Here is a 15,407-nt window from a genome sequence, read left to right as displayed (position 1 = left end):
CGCGGTTGAGTTCCGCTCTCCTTTCTGGTAATTCTCACTTTCAACCCATAGCACAGTTCCTCGGCAAAGTTCGTGTTTGGTGTGCTTTACGTTCTGCTAAAAAAGCGAAGCTTTCACCTTGCGTCATACTCAAGTGAACACTAAGTTGCATACATGGATATAGCTCAAATCGAATCTCAAGCACTGAAGCTATCTGAATCAGATCGCGCAGTTCTCGTTGATCATCTTCAAGCTAGCCTTAGCTCAAAGAAGATTTCTTATCTCGATGAGCATGTTACTGAAGCCAAAGATAGGCTTGCTGCATATAGATCTGGTAAGACGCGCTCATTTGACGGCGCCTCATTTGTAGCTTCACTTCGTAATAGCCTTTCCTAGTGGATAAATACCGCCTGATCGAATCAGCTGCTGTTGAGCTCGCTGAGGCCGTTGCGTTTTATGAAGACTATACTTCACGTCTCGGCACAACATTTCTAGATGAGTTCGATCGAGCTATTGACCTTATACTAGAGATGCCACAAGCCTGGAGTCCTGTTGATTTGGAGATTCGCAGGTTTCTTCTAAGACGCTTCCCCTATTCCATATTTTACAGTGTTGAAGATGATGAGATAGTAATTCTCTCTGTATTTCATCAGCACAGGAAGCCAAGGTCATGGCTCAAAGACTTCTGATTTATCATAGTCTCTCCTTTTAAACTGCCTTTGCAGAACAAGACGCTGCACCCAACCACTCACCGTGGTTGAGTTCCGCTCTCCTCTCTGATAATTCTCACTTTAAACCCTTAGCACAGTTTCTCGGCAAGGTTCGTGGTTGGTGTGCTTTACGTTCGCTTAAATATGAAAAGTCAATCAACCCCCTTAGACATAATTCACCACTGGTGGTTCACGGTAAATGAACCAGCTAAATCAAACATGGCACTCAACATTATGCTTAAACTTGGACTTCATAATGTATCCATCAGCTCTAATGTTAAACTTCATGAATACCTAACAGAAGATTTACACTACCTAAAACATGTGGGAAGAGCGCTATCAATGAGATCACTCATCGACTATATACTCAGTGAGATGACGTCTGATAAAAAGTGGGAAGAAATTACCAATTTCCATCTCTCCATTGTGGATTCATCTAATTTTGATAAGGATGCCAGAACTGAAATTAACTCCAAAATCCCTGAGATTGAGCCAAACAGAACGGCATGGATTAATGCGGCAAAATCATGGCAGGACATTAGAGGTGAAGAACTTTCAGATCAAAGCATTCTCATTTGGGAAAACACTCAATCTTCGCAATCTTTTTAGCATCCATTTCGCTGTAACCCATTTTCAGAAGACGCGATAAAACTTCTATATACCGAGATACCTTTTTCATATCTCTATCTCGCTCGTCAAAAACGTCTCTAGCGAACAAGACGCTGCACCCAACCACTCACCGTGGTTGAGTTCCGCTCCCCTCTCTGATAATTTTAACTTTAAAACCATAGCACAGTTCCTCGGCAGAGTTCGTGGCTGGTGTGCTTTACGTTATGCTAAAAATGAAACCCGACAAATACATCATAGAAAGTTTAGAGCATTTTCACAAAATTCTAAGATATACACGTCACCATAATGGCATTGGTTATTGGTTTCGCGGACAAGCTAATGAAGAGTGGAAACTTTTACCAAAAGCAGGAAGAACTGATTTCTATCTACCAGAAGATAAAGACCTTGGGCGCTTTAACGCATGGCAAGATGAGGCGTTCCCCTATATATCAATTCAGACTGACAACAAGTGGGAAGCTCTAGCATATGCACAACACCACGGCCTTGCTACAAGACTACTTGATTGGACTGCTAACCCTCTCGTCGCAGCATATTTTGCAGTTTCTGCAGAGCCAGAATCTAATGGAATTATATATTGCTACAGCCCCAAAAAAGTAGTCGATATTGACACAGCTAAACTCAACCAATCAAACCTTCACGGATGTGCACTGATAACAAAGGCTCTAGATGGTCGTATGCTGAATCAGAAAGGACTTTTTACAGTACACTCTCCCCCAAACGAGACTATCGAAGCTCAGATAGACGAGAATATTCCAGATATTAAAAATCTCTGCGAATTACACATTCCAAGCAGTTTAAAGAGTGAGATCAGACTTCAACTATCAGACTACGGCATTACCGAACACTTCATATATCCAGATGTCGAGGGTGTCTCAAGGCATATCAATTATGAGACCTCTGAGATGACCTAAATTGCCTTTGCATAACAAGACGCTGCACCCAACCGCTCACCGCGGTTGAGTTCCACTCCATTTCTGATAATTCTACCTTTCACCCAAAATCTCACACTGGCCTCCAACGGTCGCGGTTGGTGTGCTTTACGTTCTCCTAAATAATGCATAGCGTCTTTCAAGCTGTATACGAAATACTGAAGTCACTCTCTGATCTCACAGGTTTTTCCTACAACGAAATCAACATCATTGCGTATTACATCATCGCACCACTTGTCTACATTTCTCTAATTGATAAGATTTTAGGTAAACACATACTCAAGATCATATTTTTAGTCCTTGTTGGTACATCTCTTGTTTTCATACCCGATTTCAGAGTCTTTTCAGATTGGCTATTCGATCGCTCAGTCGACTTTCTTCTCTGGTTTGAAGTCATTGGATGGAACTACACTGTTTCATCAGTTTTTATTTGCGTCTTGTTTCCTGGCATTCTTCTCATTGCTCTTATGTATTATGCTTTCCCTTCATTTCGTCATTTTCTCAGTAAGGATCTTACTAAGTCACAGAACTCACACTAAATTGACTTTGGAGAACAAGACGCTGCACCCAACCGCTTACCGCGGTTGAGTTCCGCTCCATTTCTGGTAATTCTATCTTTCACCCAAAATCTCACACTGGCCTCCAACGGTCGCGATTGGTGTGCTTTACGTTATGCTAAAAATATTCCTCTCTCTACTACTAACAGTCTCTCTGACACCCAGCCTATTCTCGGGTGTTCCTGCACTCCCTCCGAATTCACAAAATCTCACTGACGCTATTTCAGCTTCCTCTCTCGTACTCGTTGGAAAACCCTCTAAATACTCTGTGAAGTACTTCAACGACGGTAAAGAAATTACAGAAGAAGAGGCTCGGAATCTTTTTCTGCATGCTACAATCAAAGATGGTAAGCCATATCCGAGCATAGTCGCAAAGTTTCATGTATCTTTTTCAAGTAGCCACATTCTGAAAGGCTCCTCCGCCCAGCAACTGATAGAGTTTAACTGGTCTGATCTAGCTGGTTCTATGTGCCCTCATATTCCTAATTCAGCCCATAATACAGAAGGTATTTGGTACATTGGAGAGCATGTCAAAGATGATAATCATGATCATAAGGTCTATTGGTCATCGATTCATACGTTGGACACTATCAAAGCTGCACTAAAATAGCCTCTGCATAACAAGACGCTGCACCCAACCGCTTACCGCGGTTGAGTTCCGCTCCATTTCTGGTAATTCTGTCTTTAACCCAAAATCTCACACTGGCCTACAACGGTCGCGGTTGGTGTGCTTTACGTTCTCCTAAAATGACGAAACTCCATTTCATGTACAGAGAGTTTAAGGGCATCTCAATGCACCTAGACCAAGCGATCGAGAATGATGACATAAGATTGTTATTCGAGGATTCGTGGTTCTGGCTCCATTACAGGTTCTTCAATTGCCGTGATGCAGTATGCACTGAGAACTCTGCTACACTGAGATCTCATATCTATAATTTAGCATCGATGCTCTACCGGCACTTTAACACCCTTTCTGAAGAAGAACCAGAAGCTCAAGTAGAGCTTACGACTACTATCGAAGAACTTATTGCGATTGCTGAATACTCAGCTGAATTCCCTATATGCCTCTGGATATACGGAGATGCTGAATCGAAAGCGTTTATGAATGAGAAGCTTTCTGAACTACCTCCTATGGAACATATACAGTCGATCATAAATTTACCTCATATTAAGAGACTCGAATCTGAGGCTCTCGGTTATGCCAAAGCCGATGAAAAACTAGCTTTAAAGAGATTCAGAAAAGAGCAAGCTTCTTTCAATAAGCAGCGGAAAAACTCCCAAAGAACGAACTCATAAATTGTCTCTGGAGAACAAGACGCTGCACCCAACCGCTTACCGCAGTTGAGTTCCGCTTCATTTCTGGTAATTTCATCTTTCACCCAAAATCTCACACTGGCCTCCAACGGTCGCGGTTGGTGTGCTTTACGTTAGGCTAAATTACACATGTCATACATAATCATAGCTCTATTTTTCGTAGTACTCGCAATTTTTACATTCTCTACAGCTTGGCTCAAAAAGCGATCGCTCAGGATCATTTTCGGTGTGTTAACTTTTGCTTGGGCATGTCTCATGTTTCTTTTGGCAGAATTCGTCACCAAGTTACAATATAACAGCGACTTCGGTGGAGCCACAAAGCAGCTAGTCGACACCTCTGCGGAAGCTCTTCAAGCTGGACGTTACGATGATGTCTCCAGAGAATTCCAAAAGATATCAGAAGAATTAGACGTTTCTTACGAATACAAGGCTAACTATTCAGAACTCGCCGAAGGAGCTGCCGAATCACTCAAAAACTGACTTGCCTAACAAGACGCTGCACCCAACCACTCACCGTGGTTGAGTTCCGCTCTCCTCTCTGATAATTATCATTAAACCCACAGCACAGGTTCACGGCATAGTTCGTGGTTGGTGTGCTTTACGTTAGCCTAAATTATGAAGCGCATAGTAATCCTCAGCTTTTTATCATTACTATCTTGTAAGGAATCCTATACGAATCAATCCAACCAGCAGATGAAGACAGAAGTTCCAGGTAAAGTCATCACACTTGATTCTCTAGAGTCAATGTTCACGAATATCAGCAAGACCTCAAAATGGGATATGGATAACACCATGTTGTGGGGATACTTTTTCACTGACTCTAATCCGGAATCATTCATGAACATCAAGACTGATCTGGAGTCTCAAGGCTATACATTTGTCGATATTTACCAAGCTGATAGAGATAGCGAAGATGAAAACCCTCTCTGGTATCTGCACGTAGAGAAGATTGAAACACACTCTCCATCATCGTTGGATGCGCGTAATGACGAACTCTACAAATTAGCTCACAAGCATAATATTAGCAGCTATGACGGCATGGATGTAGGCCCTACCAAACAAAACTGACTTTGGCTAACAAGACGCTGCACCCAACCGCTCACCGCGGTTGAGTTCCGCTCTCCTCTCTGATAATTCTCACTTTAAACCCACAGCGCAGTTCCACGGCAAAGTTCGTGGTTGGTGTGCTTTACGTTAGGCCGTGTGGACAAATTGACTATCTAATCCAATCCATTATGGATGCAAGACATATGAAGGATACGAAAGTCTCGCTCAATCTATCGTAGCGAGTGCCTATTCTTCTATAGCGCTTAATTCTAGCAAAGTAGTTCTCTACTACATGACGCCTTTTACCGACTTCTTTGATATAAAAAGGCTTCTTCTTTCGATTTTTTCGCCCTGGTATGAGTGCCACGCCTCCGAGCTTTTCAATATGCTCTCTCAAGGCGTCTGAATCGTAACCTTTGTCAGCAAGTACAATACAGTCGGCAAGTTCACCTAATAGCTCTTCAGCTGTTTTTATTTCAGCTTCATTGCCTGGACGAAGGATTAGATCTAGCAAATTTCCATTACTATTTGTCATCGCATGTAGCTTACTGTTTCGACCACCCTTTGTTTTCCCAAAGCATTGATCTTTAGAGGTGTCACATTGATAGCAAGCATCTTGGTGAACTTTAATGTGAGACCCATCAATGATTTTGAATTGATCCTCGTTTTTGAGTTTAGCTGAGGCCTCTAGTAACTCCTTGAAGACTCCTTTTTTAGACCAACGCAGATGAAATCGATAGACACTATTCCACTTTCCGTAGCGCTCAGGAAGCTGATTCCACTGGGCTCCTGTTACCAGTATCCACCAGATTCCGTTCAGAGTTCGGTCAAAATTAGCAGGTTTTCTGCCTTTTCCTGAACTGTTAGATTTTCTCTGCTGAGATTTAAGTTAATTTTTTTAGGTGCTCTTTGAGCACGTCCGGCATCGCTGTCGCAAATTTATTCATTTTCCAGCGGCAGAATGCCGGATTTCATTGATAAATCAACGATTAATCAATTTGTCCACACGGCCTAGACTAAATAACACAGAGTTTGCACTTAGTTCCACTTTCATGAAGATCTCTCTATATATCACCATCACCAGCTTGATCATATTCACTCAAGCTAGCTGCATGTCTTTTATGGCTCCAGAGTTTTACGAAGAAGTGTACAAAGAGACCTTTCCTCCAATCCCAGAACAGTCGAAATGATCACAGTAGAGAAAATCAAGATCTATCAGAGATTCAGGGGGGATATTGACGGTTTTGCCCGCGCAGGAGCTCCTGATCCTATTACTGATGATGATTGGCGCTGGATCGACAATATTCTGAGTAGATTACACATGATTCACAATGTTTCTGTCTCTAAGGATTTTAAAGAATCTACATACATTGAGATTCATAAGACTGTCGATTCAGTGGGATCTGCTGAGTTGCTTAAGTCTATTGCCCAACACCAACTTCTCTAAATTGCCTTTGTCTAACAAGACGCTGCACCCAACCGCTCACCGCGGTTGAGTTCCGCTTTCCTTTCTGGTAATTCTATCTTTCACCCAAAATATCACACTGGCCCACAACGGTCGCGGTTGGTGTGCTTTACGTTCTACTAAATTTGAGCTGTTTTTGCTAAATCACACACGTTTAGTACATTCAGCCCTTTTATTTCTGATTGTTGCGCGGTCCTTTGGATTTCACTCATTCTCTTTTCCTAAGACATTTTCTCTACAGTCGCGAATTGCAGATAAGCGGTTTCTGAATGCTCAGATTTTCCTAAGTTCGTCTCAGCACATTGCTAACTAAATGAGCGATAATTTTTCAGAATCAGGCTTAGCATGTTGCTTTCTGAGGTCGACCGTTTCATGTGAATCCTCCAGCACGATGAAACAGCTTTCCGTAACTCGCAGCACCTCACCACTCACCTTAAAATCGCCTTTGTAGAACAAGACGCTGCACCCAACCGCTCACCGCGGTTGAGTTCCGCTTTCCTTTCTGGTAATTCTAACTTTAAACCCACAGCACAGTTTCCACGTAAAGTTCGCGGTTGGTGTGCTTTACGTTAGGCTAAATAAAAAATGTCAGAACACATAAATCTAGAAATAACGGCTACCATTCAAAAACTCATGTCTGATGAACATAGAGGGAGCATTCAACATGCTGAAAACTACAATATTACCGTCATTGATGAAAACTGGGATGAGAACGATAAGTTGATCCATTGCCCTTCTTGGTATGCTCAAATTCTAAAGGAACACGCTATATCAGGTTTATTTTTTTTAGCAGATGTTCCTGATGTAGAATGGCCCGAAGAGCACATTTTTTTGCCACTGCCTAGCTGGCAATCAGTAGCTGATGATTACCCATTCTTCATTTCAGAGATGCACAATCATGGTCATTATCCGTTTGCTTCTTCAGGGTTCGGCTATCTTGTTTTCAAAGATGGCTGTAAGGCAGAAGATCCGATATATAGATGGGATGGCGGATACATGGAGTTCACCGAAGCCTTCACAAACTTTTCAGTATTCCTTAATTCTATTCAACCATACAATCTTTAGCTGCTCCTCTCCCAACTCCATCCATTGTTAAACTGCCTTTGCCTAACAAGACGCTGCACCCAACCACTCACCGTGGTTGAGTTCCGCATCTCTCTCTGATAATTCTCACTTTAAACCCATAGCGCAGTTCCTCGGCAAGGTTCGTGGTTGGTGTGCTTTACGTTCTGTTAAATTGTACGCTTCTTTCAGATTCGATATCCATTCGTAAAACTATTCTGATCGCAGCATAGGAAACACCGCTCGTCGCTCATCTCAATTCTCCGTTGACGTATAATCACTCGCGAAGATCTCTTTTGGTTGGCTGTGAAAACACAGTGTCTAATTCTCCAGATTTTAGATTTCAAAGCACTTATTTGATTGTTCCTGTTGGTTAAATTTACCGATTTCAGTTTCGACCATTTATGCCATTTGGCCTTCGAAATTTACAGATTTCTCGATCATTCCTCAAATTTGGTTCACGGCATCATCACAATATTCAAAGCTGCAGCTTCTCTAAATTGCCTTACAGAACAAGACGCTGCACCCAACCGCTCACCGCGGTTGAGTTCCGCTCCATTTCTGGTAATTCAACCTTCAACCCAAAATCTCACACTGGCCTCCAACGGTCGCGGTTGGTGTGCTTTACGTTAGCTAAAAAATGACACCCTCTTCAAAACTCTTATATCGTTATCTAACAGCCGACGCTGCACTAAAGACTATAGAGTCTGGTAAGCTCCGTGTTGGTAGAATTACTGAATTTAATGATCCATTCGAATGGCGACCGGGCATCGAGGGTGTCATGCCTCAATATCGTCAGATTGCCACACATATCATGGATTCAATCATTAACAGTTTAAATAGTCAGTTTGGTATTATTTGCATGAGTGAGTCTGCCAAAGAACCTGTATTATGGTCACACTATGCAAACAATCATTATGGAGTCGCACTGGAGTTCGATCACATTCTTAATGATACTGTTAAAGAAATAAGATATACAAACAACAGGCCTATCATTAACACTAATAAACTCAACGATGATGTATATATGCGACCCATTGTAGACGCAATGATTCACCAGAAGTCAACAGGTTGGTCATACGAACAAGAATATAGAGTACATGTCGATTTGTCATCATGCACAATCTCTGGTGGCCACTATTTCCTAGATATTCCAGAAGACTTCCTTAAACGCATCATATTGGGCTACAGATGCCCTCTGGAAGAAGAATACGTGAAGATTGCTCTTAAAAAGAGTGGTCTAGATGACTGTTCTGTAGTCAGGGCTGAAATGGACGAGCATTCATACTCAGTTCTCAGCGAGTCTATTGAAACCCCTTAGTCACGGCAATGTATATGATAAATAACACCGACTATGGCCACAGGGACCGCCCTAGCTAACAAGACGCTGCACCCAACCGCTTACCGCGGTTGAGTTCCGCTCCATTTCTGGTAATTCTACCTTTCACTCAAAATCTCACACTTGCCTCCAACGGTCGCGGTTGGTGTGCTTTACGTTCGGCTAAATAAAGGAGTTCTTGCGTAAATCAAAGCTTCGAGTAGAATTCAACCATGGTTAGCCTCCTAGATGTTCAGAAACAAGCTGCTTCCTTAACCTTTGAGGAAAAAGAAGGCCTTTTGGCGTTTCTTATTCATGAACTCCCTCATCATCCATTAGGTCCAGATGATGATGAAGTCATTCGGAGAGAAGAAGAAATGAACACTGGCGCTGTAGATCTTCTATCCCATGAAGAGTTCCTGAAGCAAGTCGGGCGCAGTTAACATGAGAGACCTCAACTACCATCCTCGTGTTCCTTCAGAGGCTCGCGAGCTTCTTGCATATTACGAGGATATTTCACCTAGCTTAGGTGATCGTTTTTGGACTGATCTGACAGCGGCATTAGAATATGCTCGTCGTCATCCAGAGAGACACCATTTTGACCTAATTGGTGCAGGTTTAAGGAGGTCCAACCTCAAAGACTTCCCTATTCATTTTTTGTTCAAAGTGTTTCCTGATTACATTCGAATTACTGTGATCAGGCATGACAAGAGGAGACCTTCATACGGAGCTCGTAGAAATTGACTTTGCCGAACAAGACGCTGCACCCAACCACTGACCGCGGTTGCGCGCTGCTCTCCTCTCTGATAATTCTAACTTTAAACCCACAGTGCAGATTCCACGTAAAGTTCGTGGTTGGTGTGCTTTACGTTCTACTAAATTTGAGCTGTTTTTGCTAAATCACACACGTTTAGTACATTCAGCCCTTTTATTTCTGATTGTTGCGCGGTCCTTTAGATTTCACTCATTCTCTTGTCCTAAGACATTTTCTCTACATTCGCGAATTGCAGATAAGCGATTTCTGAATGCTCAGCTTTTCCTAAGTTCGTCTCAACACATTGCTAACTAAATGAACGATGATTTTTCAGAATCAGGCTTAACATGTTGCTTTCTGAGGTCGATCGTTTCAGATGAATCCTCCAGCACGATGAAACAGCTTTCCGTAACTCGCAGCACCTCACCACTCACCTTAAAATCGCCTTTGTAGAACAAGACGCTGCACCCAACCGCTCACCGCGGTTGAGTTCCGCTCCATTTCTGATAATTCCATCTTTCACCCAAAATCTCACACTGGCCCACAATAGTCGCGGTTGGTGTGCTTTACGTTCGGCTAAAATGTCCACGCTTCATAAAAAACGCAGGATCTATTTCATCGCTACCATCATAGCTTTTTGCGGTACTTCAGTGCTATTCATTCCATCGAACGTAGAAGGAATTTATCACGCTGGTTCCATGATTCAGAGTTTAGACGATAGCGACCATTATGTGAGAGTCCAGGACGGTAGAATTTCGATTTATTCCATAGGGTCTGAAGACGAAGGTTTTATCTCAGGTTTCTATTCAAACCCCAAAACCCCTTTAAAAGTTACATCGGCTTCCGATCAAGCGACGAACTCACTCTCTAGCATTACGTACTCAGCTATAGCTGGGATTCAGACTAAAGGTGACGAGAACCGGTTTCTGATACGCACTATGCCATGGAACTCTATTAACAAGGTTATCAGGAACATCGAAGTCGACCACATTTATCAGGACCAAGACTTTATCTACAAGGACTACTACGATTCAAACTACAAAATTAAGCGCCAAGAAAAATTGCCTCTGCCGAACAAGACGCTGCACCCAACCACTCACCGTGGTTGAGTTCCGCTCCCCGCTCTGGTAATTCTCACATTAAACCCAAGGCACAGTTTCCACGTAAAGTTCGTGGTTGGTGTGCTTTACGTTCTGCTAAATACAACAATCATGAAAAAACGCATAAACAAACTTCGCTCCCTTTTTGGTAAATCAGAGAATCAAGAAGAAGCTCCTCAAGAAGCTACAACTCCAAAAGAAATCACAATCACTTTTGATGAAGAACTAAATAGCATTTTTCATTCATTCTCTGGTCTTTTCATTGGGGCTATCAGTAATGGTACAGACATTGCAGCAGCAGCTATGTTAGATCGACAGAAGCTCGACTTTAGCAAAGACAGTCTCCAAGTCGTAGATCAATACCTCCTACACGTCTTTACAAACAGATCTGATTACGCAGATAAGGAACTAGAAAACACCATATTATGGGGCGGCGCTTACACTGGAGAGGTTATCAAGCGAAACACAGACGCAAACTTATTCTGGGAGTCGTACGAATCGTACATGGATCGCAATCCTGAATATAAAGAAAAGATCCCTCATAGTTTTACGACCAGAACTTTATTATCCTCTGATAACGGTACCGCTATGAATATGCCTATTAACAAGGTTTTGAGGTTCTTGTCTGAAGGAGAAGAACACAGTCTACACTATTATGCAGACAACCTATAAATTGCCTCTGCAGAACAAGACGCTGCACCCAACCACTCACCGTGGTTGAGTTCCGCTCCCCTCTCTGGTAATTCTCACTTTAAATCCACAGCATAGTTTCACGGCGAAGTTCGTGGTTGGTGTGCTTTACGTTCGGCTAAATTATGTACGTTCCTCCTAGATTCAAAGTTGAAGACCAAAACACCATCAACTCCTTCATTAAGGAGAACGCATTTGGTTTACTCATCTCCACGGATGGTGACGTGATTCACGACACACAAACTCCTCTTCACCTAAAAGCTGACGGGACTATCTATGGTCACATTGCGCGAGCAAACCCGCAATGGAAGAGCTGGACTCAAAACTCAAAAGTTAAAGTAGTATTCTCAGGACCGCACTCATACATCTCACCGAAGTACTATGAGTCCGAGTTCAACGTTCCTACATGGAACTACAGTGCCGTGTCTGTGACTGGAGACATCAAGATCATCGATTCTCAAGACGAGGTTCTAGATTTTCTCGACGCCTTAGTGCAAGATAACGAAGGTTCTGAAGATCCTTGGGCTTTAGATCGAAGTGACGACAGATACATTCAACTTCTTTCTGGTTTTGTAGTTTTTCAGATCACGCCTACTGACATCCAAGCTTCCTTCAAGATGAACCAGAATAAGTCATTTGAAGATAAGTCGAAGGTTATTGATTCACTCAAACATTCTGGTTGTCCTTTTGATCATCAGACTTCTGAGTTTATGGCACAGGCTAACAAACTCTAACTCCACCCTTTTAAACTGGCTCTGCCGAACAAGACGCTGCACCCAACCACTCACCGTGGTTGAGTTTCGCTCCCCTCTCTGGTAATTCTCACTTTAAACCCATAGCGCAGTTCCTCAGCAGAGTTCGTGGTTGGTGTGCTTTACGTTCTGCTAAATTTGCGCAGTTTATGATAAATCGCTCATTTTCAGTACATCCGATGCTTTTATTACTCTTCGGTTAGATGTCTTCTCTTTCTTCAATCATTCATTTCTCGAAGACATCTTCTCTACATTCGCGAATCGCAGACTCACGTTTTCTGAATTCTCAGATTTCACTCACTTCGTCTCAGCACGTCGCTTGCTAAATGAGCGATGGTTTCTCAGAATCAGGCTCAGCCTGTTGCTTTCTGAGTTCGAACATTCTCGGTTACTCCTCCAGCAAGTTGCACGAAACATCACGGCTTTCATTCTTCACTGGTCACTCTATCATTTCCGCAGGGATCGCCTTGCAGAACAAGACGCTGCACCCAACCACTCACCGCGGTTGAGTTCCGCTCCATTACTGGTAATTCTATCTTTCACCCAAAATATCACACTGGCCCACAACGGTCGCGGTTGGTGTGCTTTACGTTCTACTAAATTTGAGCTGTTTTTGCTAAATCACACACGTTTAGTACATTCAGCCCTTTTATTTCTGATTGTTGCGCGGTCCTTTAGATTTCACTCATTCTCTTTTCCTAAGACATTTCCTCTACATTCGCGAATTGCAGATAAGCGATTTCTGAATGCTCAGCTTTTCCTCAGTTCGTCTCAACACATTGCTAACTAAATGAGCGATGATTTTTCAGAATCAGGCTTAGCATGTTGCTTTCTGAGGTCGATCGTTTCAGGTGAACCCTCCAGCACAATGAAACAGCTTTACGTAACTCGCAGCACCTCACCACTCACCTTAAAATCGCCTTTGTAGAACAAGACGCTGCACCCAACCACTCACCGTGGTTGAGTTCCGCTCTCTTCTCTGATAATTCTCACTTTAAACCCACAGCACAGTCTTCACGTAGAGTTCGTGGTTGGTGTGCTTTACGTTAGCCTAAATTATGAAGCGCATAGTAATCCTCAGCTTTTTATCATTACTATCTTGTAAGGAATCCTATACGAATCAATCCAACCAGCAGATGAAGACAGAAGTTCCAGGTAAAGTCATCACACTTGATTCTCTAGAGTCAATGTTCACGAATATCAGCAAGACCTCAAAATGGGATATGGATAACGCCATGTTGTGGGGATACTTTTTTCACTGACTCTAATCCGGAATCATTCATGAACATCAAGACTGATCTGGAGTCTCAAGGCTATACATTTGTTGATATTTACCAAGCTGATAGAGATAGCGAAGATGAAAACCCTCTCTGGTATCTGCACGTAGAGAAGATTGAAACACACTCTCCATCATCGTTGGATGCGCGTAATGACGAACTCTACAAATTAGCTCACAAGCATAATATTAGCAGCTATGACGGCATGGATGTAGGCCCTACCAAACAAAACTGACTTTGGCTAACAAGACGCTGCACCCAACCGCTCACCGCGGTTGAGTTCCGCTCTCCTCTCTGATAATTCTCACTTTAAACCCACAGCGCAGTTCCACGGCAAAGTTCGTGGTTGGTGTGCTTTACGTTCTGCTAAAAAAGCGAAGCTTTCACCTTGCATCACACTCAAGTGAACACTAAGTTGCATACATGGATATAGCTCAAATCGAATCTCAAGCACTGAAGCTATCTGAATCAGATCGCGCAGTTCTCGTTGATCATCTTCAAGCTAGCCTTAGCTCAAAGAAGATTTCTTATCTCGATGAGCATGTTACTGAAGCCAAAGATAGGCTTGCTGCATATAGATCTGGTAAGACGCGCTCATTTGACGGCGCCTCATTTGTAGCTTCACTTCGTAATAGCCTTTCCTAGTGGATAAATACCGCCTGATCGAATCAGCTGCTGTTGAGCTCGCTGAGGCCGTTGCGTTTTATGAAGACTATACTTCACGTCTCGGCACAACATTTCTAGATGAGTTCGATCGAGCTATTGACCTTATACTAGAGATGCCACAAGCCTGGAGTCCTGTTGATTTGGAGATTCGCAGGTTTCTTCTAAGACGCTTCCCCTATTCCATATTTTACAGTGTTGAAGATGATGAGATAGTAATTCTCTCTGTATTTCATCAGCACAGGAAGCCAAGGTCATGGCTCAAAGACTTCTGATTTATCATAGTCTCTCCTTTTAAACTGCCTTTGCAGAACAAGACGCTGCACCCAACCACTCACCGTGGTTGAGTTCCGCTCTCCTCTCTGATAATTCTCACTTTAAACCCTTAGCACAGTTTCTCGGCAAGGTTCGTGGTTGGTGTGCTTTACGTTCTGTTAAATTATCCGCTTCTTTCAGATTCGATCTCCATTCGTAAAACTATTCTGATCGCAGCATAGAATGCACCGCTCGTCGCTCATCTCAATTCTCCGTTGAAGCGTAATCACTCGTGAAGATCTCTTTTAGTTAGCTGCGAAAACACGGTTTCTCATTCCCTCAGTTTCAGATTTCAAAGCACTTTGTTGATTGTTCCGGTTAATTGAAGTTACCGATTTCAGTTTCGAACATTTCTGCCATTTGGCCTTCGAAATTTACAGATTTCTCGATCATTCCTCGAATTTGGTTTCACGGCATCATCACAATATTCAAAGCTGCAACTTCCCTAAATTGCCTTACAGAACAAGACGCTGTACCCAACCGCTTACCGCGGTTGAGTTCCGCTCCATTTCTGGTAATTCTACCTTTCATCCATAATCTCACACTGGCCTCCAACGGTCGCGGTTGGTGTGCTTTACGTTCTACTAAATATGAAAACTTCACTCAAAGCCCTAACTATTTTAACACTCTCTAGCGCAACACTCTTTGCCACTGAGAAATCAGAAGCTCAAATCTTACATGAGGAGATTACTCGCCATGAAGTAATTTTAGACGCACTCAAGCACAAGTTAAACTCTCTTGAAGGATCAGAGACAGTTGCTCAAAAAGCCGAAATTAAGTTCATAGGGTCTGAGATTAAATATAACTCTAGGCCGTGTGGACAAATTGATTAATCGTTGATTTAT

Annotated in this window: 22 protein-coding genes and 1 pseudogene; 22 read left to right on the top strand and 1 reads right to left on the bottom strand. The window is 42.7% G+C overall.

The window, feature by feature from the left end:
• Window positions 1–153 precede the first annotated feature (153 nt).
• The 9 genes from ACFPK9_RS00320 (at window position 154) to ACFPK9_RS00280 (ending at window position 5,187) form a co-directional block, all read left to right on the top strand.
• On the top strand, window positions 154–375 hold the full coding sequence (locus ACFPK9_RS00320; RefSeq protein WP_377092507.1) for an addiction module protein: 222 nt from the start codon (window positions 154–156) through the stop codon (window positions 373–375).
• Window positions 375–668, top strand: coding sequence for a type II toxin-antitoxin system RelE/ParE family toxin (locus ACFPK9_RS00315; protein WP_377092506.1), 294 nt, complete (start codon window positions 375–377; stop codon window positions 666–668). Before ACFPK9_RS00320 ends, ACFPK9_RS00315 begins: the two co-directional genes overlap by 1 nt.
• A gap of 165 nt (window positions 669–833) precedes the next feature.
• Window positions 834–1,298 carry a hypothetical protein gene (locus ACFPK9_RS00310; protein WP_377092524.1) on the top strand — a complete coding sequence of 155 codons (465 nt, stop codon included), beginning with the start codon at window positions 834–836 and terminating at the stop codon, window positions 1,296–1,298.
• Window positions 1,299–1,531: 233 nt separating this feature from the next.
• Complete coding sequence (locus tag ACFPK9_RS00305) at window positions 1,532–2,230, top strand: FRG domain-containing protein (RefSeq protein ID WP_377092523.1); 699 nt, start codon at window positions 1,532–1,534, stop codon at window positions 2,228–2,230.
• Window positions 2,231–2,373: 143 nt separating this feature from the next.
• Window positions 2,374–2,787, top strand: a complete 414-nt coding sequence (locus ACFPK9_RS00300; protein WP_377092522.1) for a hypothetical protein — start codon at window positions 2,374–2,376, stop codon at window positions 2,785–2,787.
• Between the two features lie 133 nt (window positions 2,788–2,920).
• On the top strand, window positions 2,921–3,415 hold the full coding sequence (locus ACFPK9_RS00295; protein ID WP_377092521.1) for a hypothetical protein: 495 nt from the start codon (window positions 2,921–2,923) through the stop codon (window positions 3,413–3,415).
• Between the two features lie 335 nt (window positions 3,416–3,750).
• Window positions 3,751–4,101: a hypothetical protein gene (locus tag ACFPK9_RS00290; protein WP_377092520.1), complete on the top strand. Its 351-nt coding sequence runs from the start codon at window positions 3,751–3,753 to the stop codon at window positions 4,099–4,101.
• 273 nt (window positions 4,102–4,374) lie between these two features.
• The gene (locus ACFPK9_RS00285; RefSeq protein WP_377092519.1) at window positions 4,375–4,599 is read left to right on the top strand and encodes a hypothetical protein; all 225 of its coding nucleotides are present in this window, start codon (window positions 4,375–4,377) and stop codon (window positions 4,597–4,599) included.
• Between the two features lie 135 nt (window positions 4,600–4,734).
• Window positions 4,735–5,187, top strand: coding sequence for a ribonuclease E inhibitor RraB (locus ACFPK9_RS00280; RefSeq protein ID WP_377092518.1), 453 nt, complete (start codon window positions 4,735–4,737; stop codon window positions 5,185–5,187).
• A 148-nt stretch (window positions 5,188–5,335) separates the two neighbouring features.
• Here the strand turns inward: ACFPK9_RS00280 and ACFPK9_RS00275 are convergent.
• Window positions 5,336–6,016, bottom strand: a pseudogene (locus tag ACFPK9_RS00275) (IS5 family transposase); the annotation flags it as partial.
• A gap of 336 nt (window positions 6,017–6,352) precedes the next feature.
• Between ACFPK9_RS00275 and ACFPK9_RS00270 the strand changes: the two are divergent.
• The 13 genes from ACFPK9_RS00270 to ACFPK9_RS00210 all read left to right on the top strand — a co-directional run bounded on the left by ACFPK9_RS00270 (window position 6,353) and on the right by ACFPK9_RS00210 (window position 15,395).
• The gene (locus tag ACFPK9_RS00270; protein ID WP_377092517.1) at window positions 6,353–6,613 is read left to right on the top strand and encodes a hypothetical protein; all 261 of its coding nucleotides are present in this window, start codon (window positions 6,353–6,355) and stop codon (window positions 6,611–6,613) included.
• A 651-nt stretch (window positions 6,614–7,264) separates the two neighbouring features.
• Entirely contained in the window at window positions 7,265–7,696 is a 432-nt protein-coding gene (locus ACFPK9_RS00265) for an SMI1/KNR4 family protein (protein ID WP_377092516.1), read from the top strand.
• 637 nt (window positions 7,697–8,333) lie between these two features.
• Window positions 8,334–9,014: a DUF2971 domain-containing protein gene (locus tag ACFPK9_RS00260; RefSeq protein WP_377092515.1), complete on the top strand. Its 681-nt coding sequence runs from the start codon at window positions 8,334–8,336 to the stop codon at window positions 9,012–9,014.
• 230 nt (window positions 9,015–9,244) lie between these two features.
• A complete protein-coding gene (locus ACFPK9_RS00255) occupies window positions 9,245–9,454 on the top strand; it encodes a hypothetical protein (protein ID WP_377092514.1) in 210 nt (69 codons plus the stop codon).
• Window positions 9,455–10,463: 1,009 nt separating this feature from the next.
• Window positions 10,464–10,874, top strand: a complete 411-nt coding sequence (locus ACFPK9_RS00250; protein ID WP_377092513.1) for a hypothetical protein — start codon at window positions 10,464–10,466, stop codon at window positions 10,872–10,874.
• 102 nt (window positions 10,875–10,976) lie between these two features.
• Window positions 10,977–11,537: a hypothetical protein gene (locus tag ACFPK9_RS00245; RefSeq protein ID WP_377092512.1), complete on the top strand. Its 561-nt coding sequence runs from the start codon at window positions 10,977–10,979 to the stop codon at window positions 11,535–11,537.
• Between the two features lie 143 nt (window positions 11,538–11,680).
• Window positions 11,681–12,289 carry an FMN-binding negative transcriptional regulator gene (locus ACFPK9_RS00240; protein WP_377092511.1) on the top strand — a complete coding sequence of 203 codons (609 nt, stop codon included), beginning with the start codon at window positions 11,681–11,683 and terminating at the stop codon, window positions 12,287–12,289.
• 344 nt (window positions 12,290–12,633) lie between these two features.
• Window positions 12,634–12,816: a hypothetical protein gene (locus tag ACFPK9_RS00235; RefSeq protein WP_377092510.1), complete on the top strand. Its 183-nt coding sequence runs from the start codon at window positions 12,634–12,636 to the stop codon at window positions 12,814–12,816.
• A gap of 549 nt (window positions 12,817–13,365) precedes the next feature.
• Complete coding sequence (locus ACFPK9_RS00230) at window positions 13,366–13,569, top strand: hypothetical protein (RefSeq protein ID WP_377092509.1); 204 nt, start codon at window positions 13,366–13,368, stop codon at window positions 13,567–13,569.
• Between the two features lie 19 nt (window positions 13,570–13,588).
• On the top strand, window positions 13,589–13,819 hold the full coding sequence (locus ACFPK9_RS00225) for a ribonuclease E inhibitor RraB (protein ID WP_377092508.1): 231 nt from the start codon (window positions 13,589–13,591) through the stop codon (window positions 13,817–13,819).
• 188 nt (window positions 13,820–14,007) lie between these two features.
• Window positions 14,008–14,229, top strand: a complete 222-nt coding sequence (locus ACFPK9_RS00220) for an addiction module protein (protein WP_377092507.1) — start codon at window positions 14,008–14,010, stop codon at window positions 14,227–14,229.
• The gene (locus tag ACFPK9_RS00215) at window positions 14,229–14,522 is read left to right on the top strand and encodes a type II toxin-antitoxin system RelE/ParE family toxin (RefSeq protein WP_377092506.1); all 294 of its coding nucleotides are present in this window, start codon (window positions 14,229–14,231) and stop codon (window positions 14,520–14,522) included. Before ACFPK9_RS00220 ends, ACFPK9_RS00215 begins: the two co-directional genes overlap by 1 nt.
• A gap of 630 nt (window positions 14,523–15,152) precedes the next feature.
• Window positions 15,153–15,395, top strand: a complete 243-nt coding sequence (locus ACFPK9_RS00210) for a hypothetical protein (protein ID WP_377092505.1) — start codon at window positions 15,153–15,155, stop codon at window positions 15,393–15,395.
• Window positions 15,396–15,407 lie beyond the last annotated feature (12 nt).

It is taken from the genome of Rubritalea spongiae (assembly GCF_042652385.1).
GTDB classification, from domain to species: Bacteria; Verrucomicrobiota; Verrucomicrobiia; order Verrucomicrobiales; family Akkermansiaceae; genus Rubritalea; species Rubritalea spongiae.
The sequence above is the reverse complement of the archived record's forward strand: the minus strand, read 5'-3'. Positions and strand labels throughout refer to the sequence as shown.

What these genes read in the sequence shown, in the direction of transcription:
- ACFPK9_RS00320 (WP_377092507.1), top strand. Translation starts at nt 154, where the DNA reads ATGGATATAGCTCAAATCGAATCTCAAGCACTGAAGCTATCTGAATCA.
- ACFPK9_RS00310 (WP_377092524.1), top strand. Translation starts at nt 834, where the DNA reads ATGAAAAGTCAATCAACCCCCTTAGACATAATTCACCACTGGTGGTTC.
- ACFPK9_RS00305 (WP_377092523.1), top strand. Translation starts at nt 1,532, where the DNA reads ATGAAACCCGACAAATACATCATAGAAAGTTTAGAGCATTTTCACAAA.
- ACFPK9_RS00300 (WP_377092522.1), top strand. Translation starts at nt 2,374, where the DNA reads ATGCATAGCGTCTTTCAAGCTGTATACGAAATACTGAAGTCACTCTCT.
- ACFPK9_RS00295 (WP_377092521.1), top strand. Translation starts at nt 2,921, where the DNA reads ATGCTAAAAATATTCCTCTCTCTACTACTAACAGTCTCTCTGACACCC.
- ACFPK9_RS00290 (WP_377092520.1), top strand. Translation starts at nt 3,751, where the DNA reads ATGCTCTACCGGCACTTTAACACCCTTTCTGAAGAAGAACCAGAAGCT.
- ACFPK9_RS00285 (WP_377092519.1), top strand. Translation starts at nt 4,375, where the DNA reads ATGTTTCTTTTGGCAGAATTCGTCACCAAGTTACAATATAACAGCGAC.
- ACFPK9_RS00280 (WP_377092518.1), top strand. Translation starts at nt 4,735, where the DNA reads ATGAAGCGCATAGTAATCCTCAGCTTTTTATCATTACTATCTTGTAAG.
- ACFPK9_RS00270 (WP_377092517.1), top strand. Translation starts at nt 6,353, where the DNA reads ATGATCACAGTAGAGAAAATCAAGATCTATCAGAGATTCAGGGGGGAT.
- ACFPK9_RS00265 (WP_377092516.1), top strand. Translation starts at nt 7,265, where the DNA reads ATGTCTGATGAACATAGAGGGAGCATTCAACATGCTGAAAACTACAAT.
- ACFPK9_RS00260 (WP_377092515.1), top strand. Translation starts at nt 8,334, where the DNA reads ATGACACCCTCTTCAAAACTCTTATATCGTTATCTAACAGCCGACGCT.
- ACFPK9_RS00255 (WP_377092514.1), top strand. Translation starts at nt 9,245, where the DNA reads ATGGTTAGCCTCCTAGATGTTCAGAAACAAGCTGCTTCCTTAACCTTT.
- ACFPK9_RS00250 (WP_377092513.1), top strand. Translation starts at nt 10,464, where the DNA reads ATGATTCAGAGTTTAGACGATAGCGACCATTATGTGAGAGTCCAGGAC.
- ACFPK9_RS00245 (WP_377092512.1), top strand. Translation starts at nt 10,977, where the DNA reads ATGAAAAAACGCATAAACAAACTTCGCTCCCTTTTTGGTAAATCAGAG.
- ACFPK9_RS00240 (WP_377092511.1), top strand. Translation starts at nt 11,681, where the DNA reads ATGTACGTTCCTCCTAGATTCAAAGTTGAAGACCAAAACACCATCAAC.
- ACFPK9_RS00235 (WP_377092510.1), top strand. Translation starts at nt 12,634, where the DNA reads ATGAGCGATGGTTTCTCAGAATCAGGCTCAGCCTGTTGCTTTCTGAGT.
- ACFPK9_RS00230 (WP_377092509.1), top strand. Translation starts at nt 13,366, where the DNA reads ATGAAGCGCATAGTAATCCTCAGCTTTTTATCATTACTATCTTGTAAG.
- ACFPK9_RS00225 (WP_377092508.1), top strand. Translation starts at nt 13,589, where the DNA reads ATGAACATCAAGACTGATCTGGAGTCTCAAGGCTATACATTTGTTGAT.
- ACFPK9_RS00220 (WP_377092507.1), top strand. Translation starts at nt 14,008, where the DNA reads ATGGATATAGCTCAAATCGAATCTCAAGCACTGAAGCTATCTGAATCA.
- ACFPK9_RS00210 (WP_377092505.1), top strand. Translation starts at nt 15,153, where the DNA reads ATGAAAACTTCACTCAAAGCCCTAACTATTTTAACACTCTCTAGCGCA.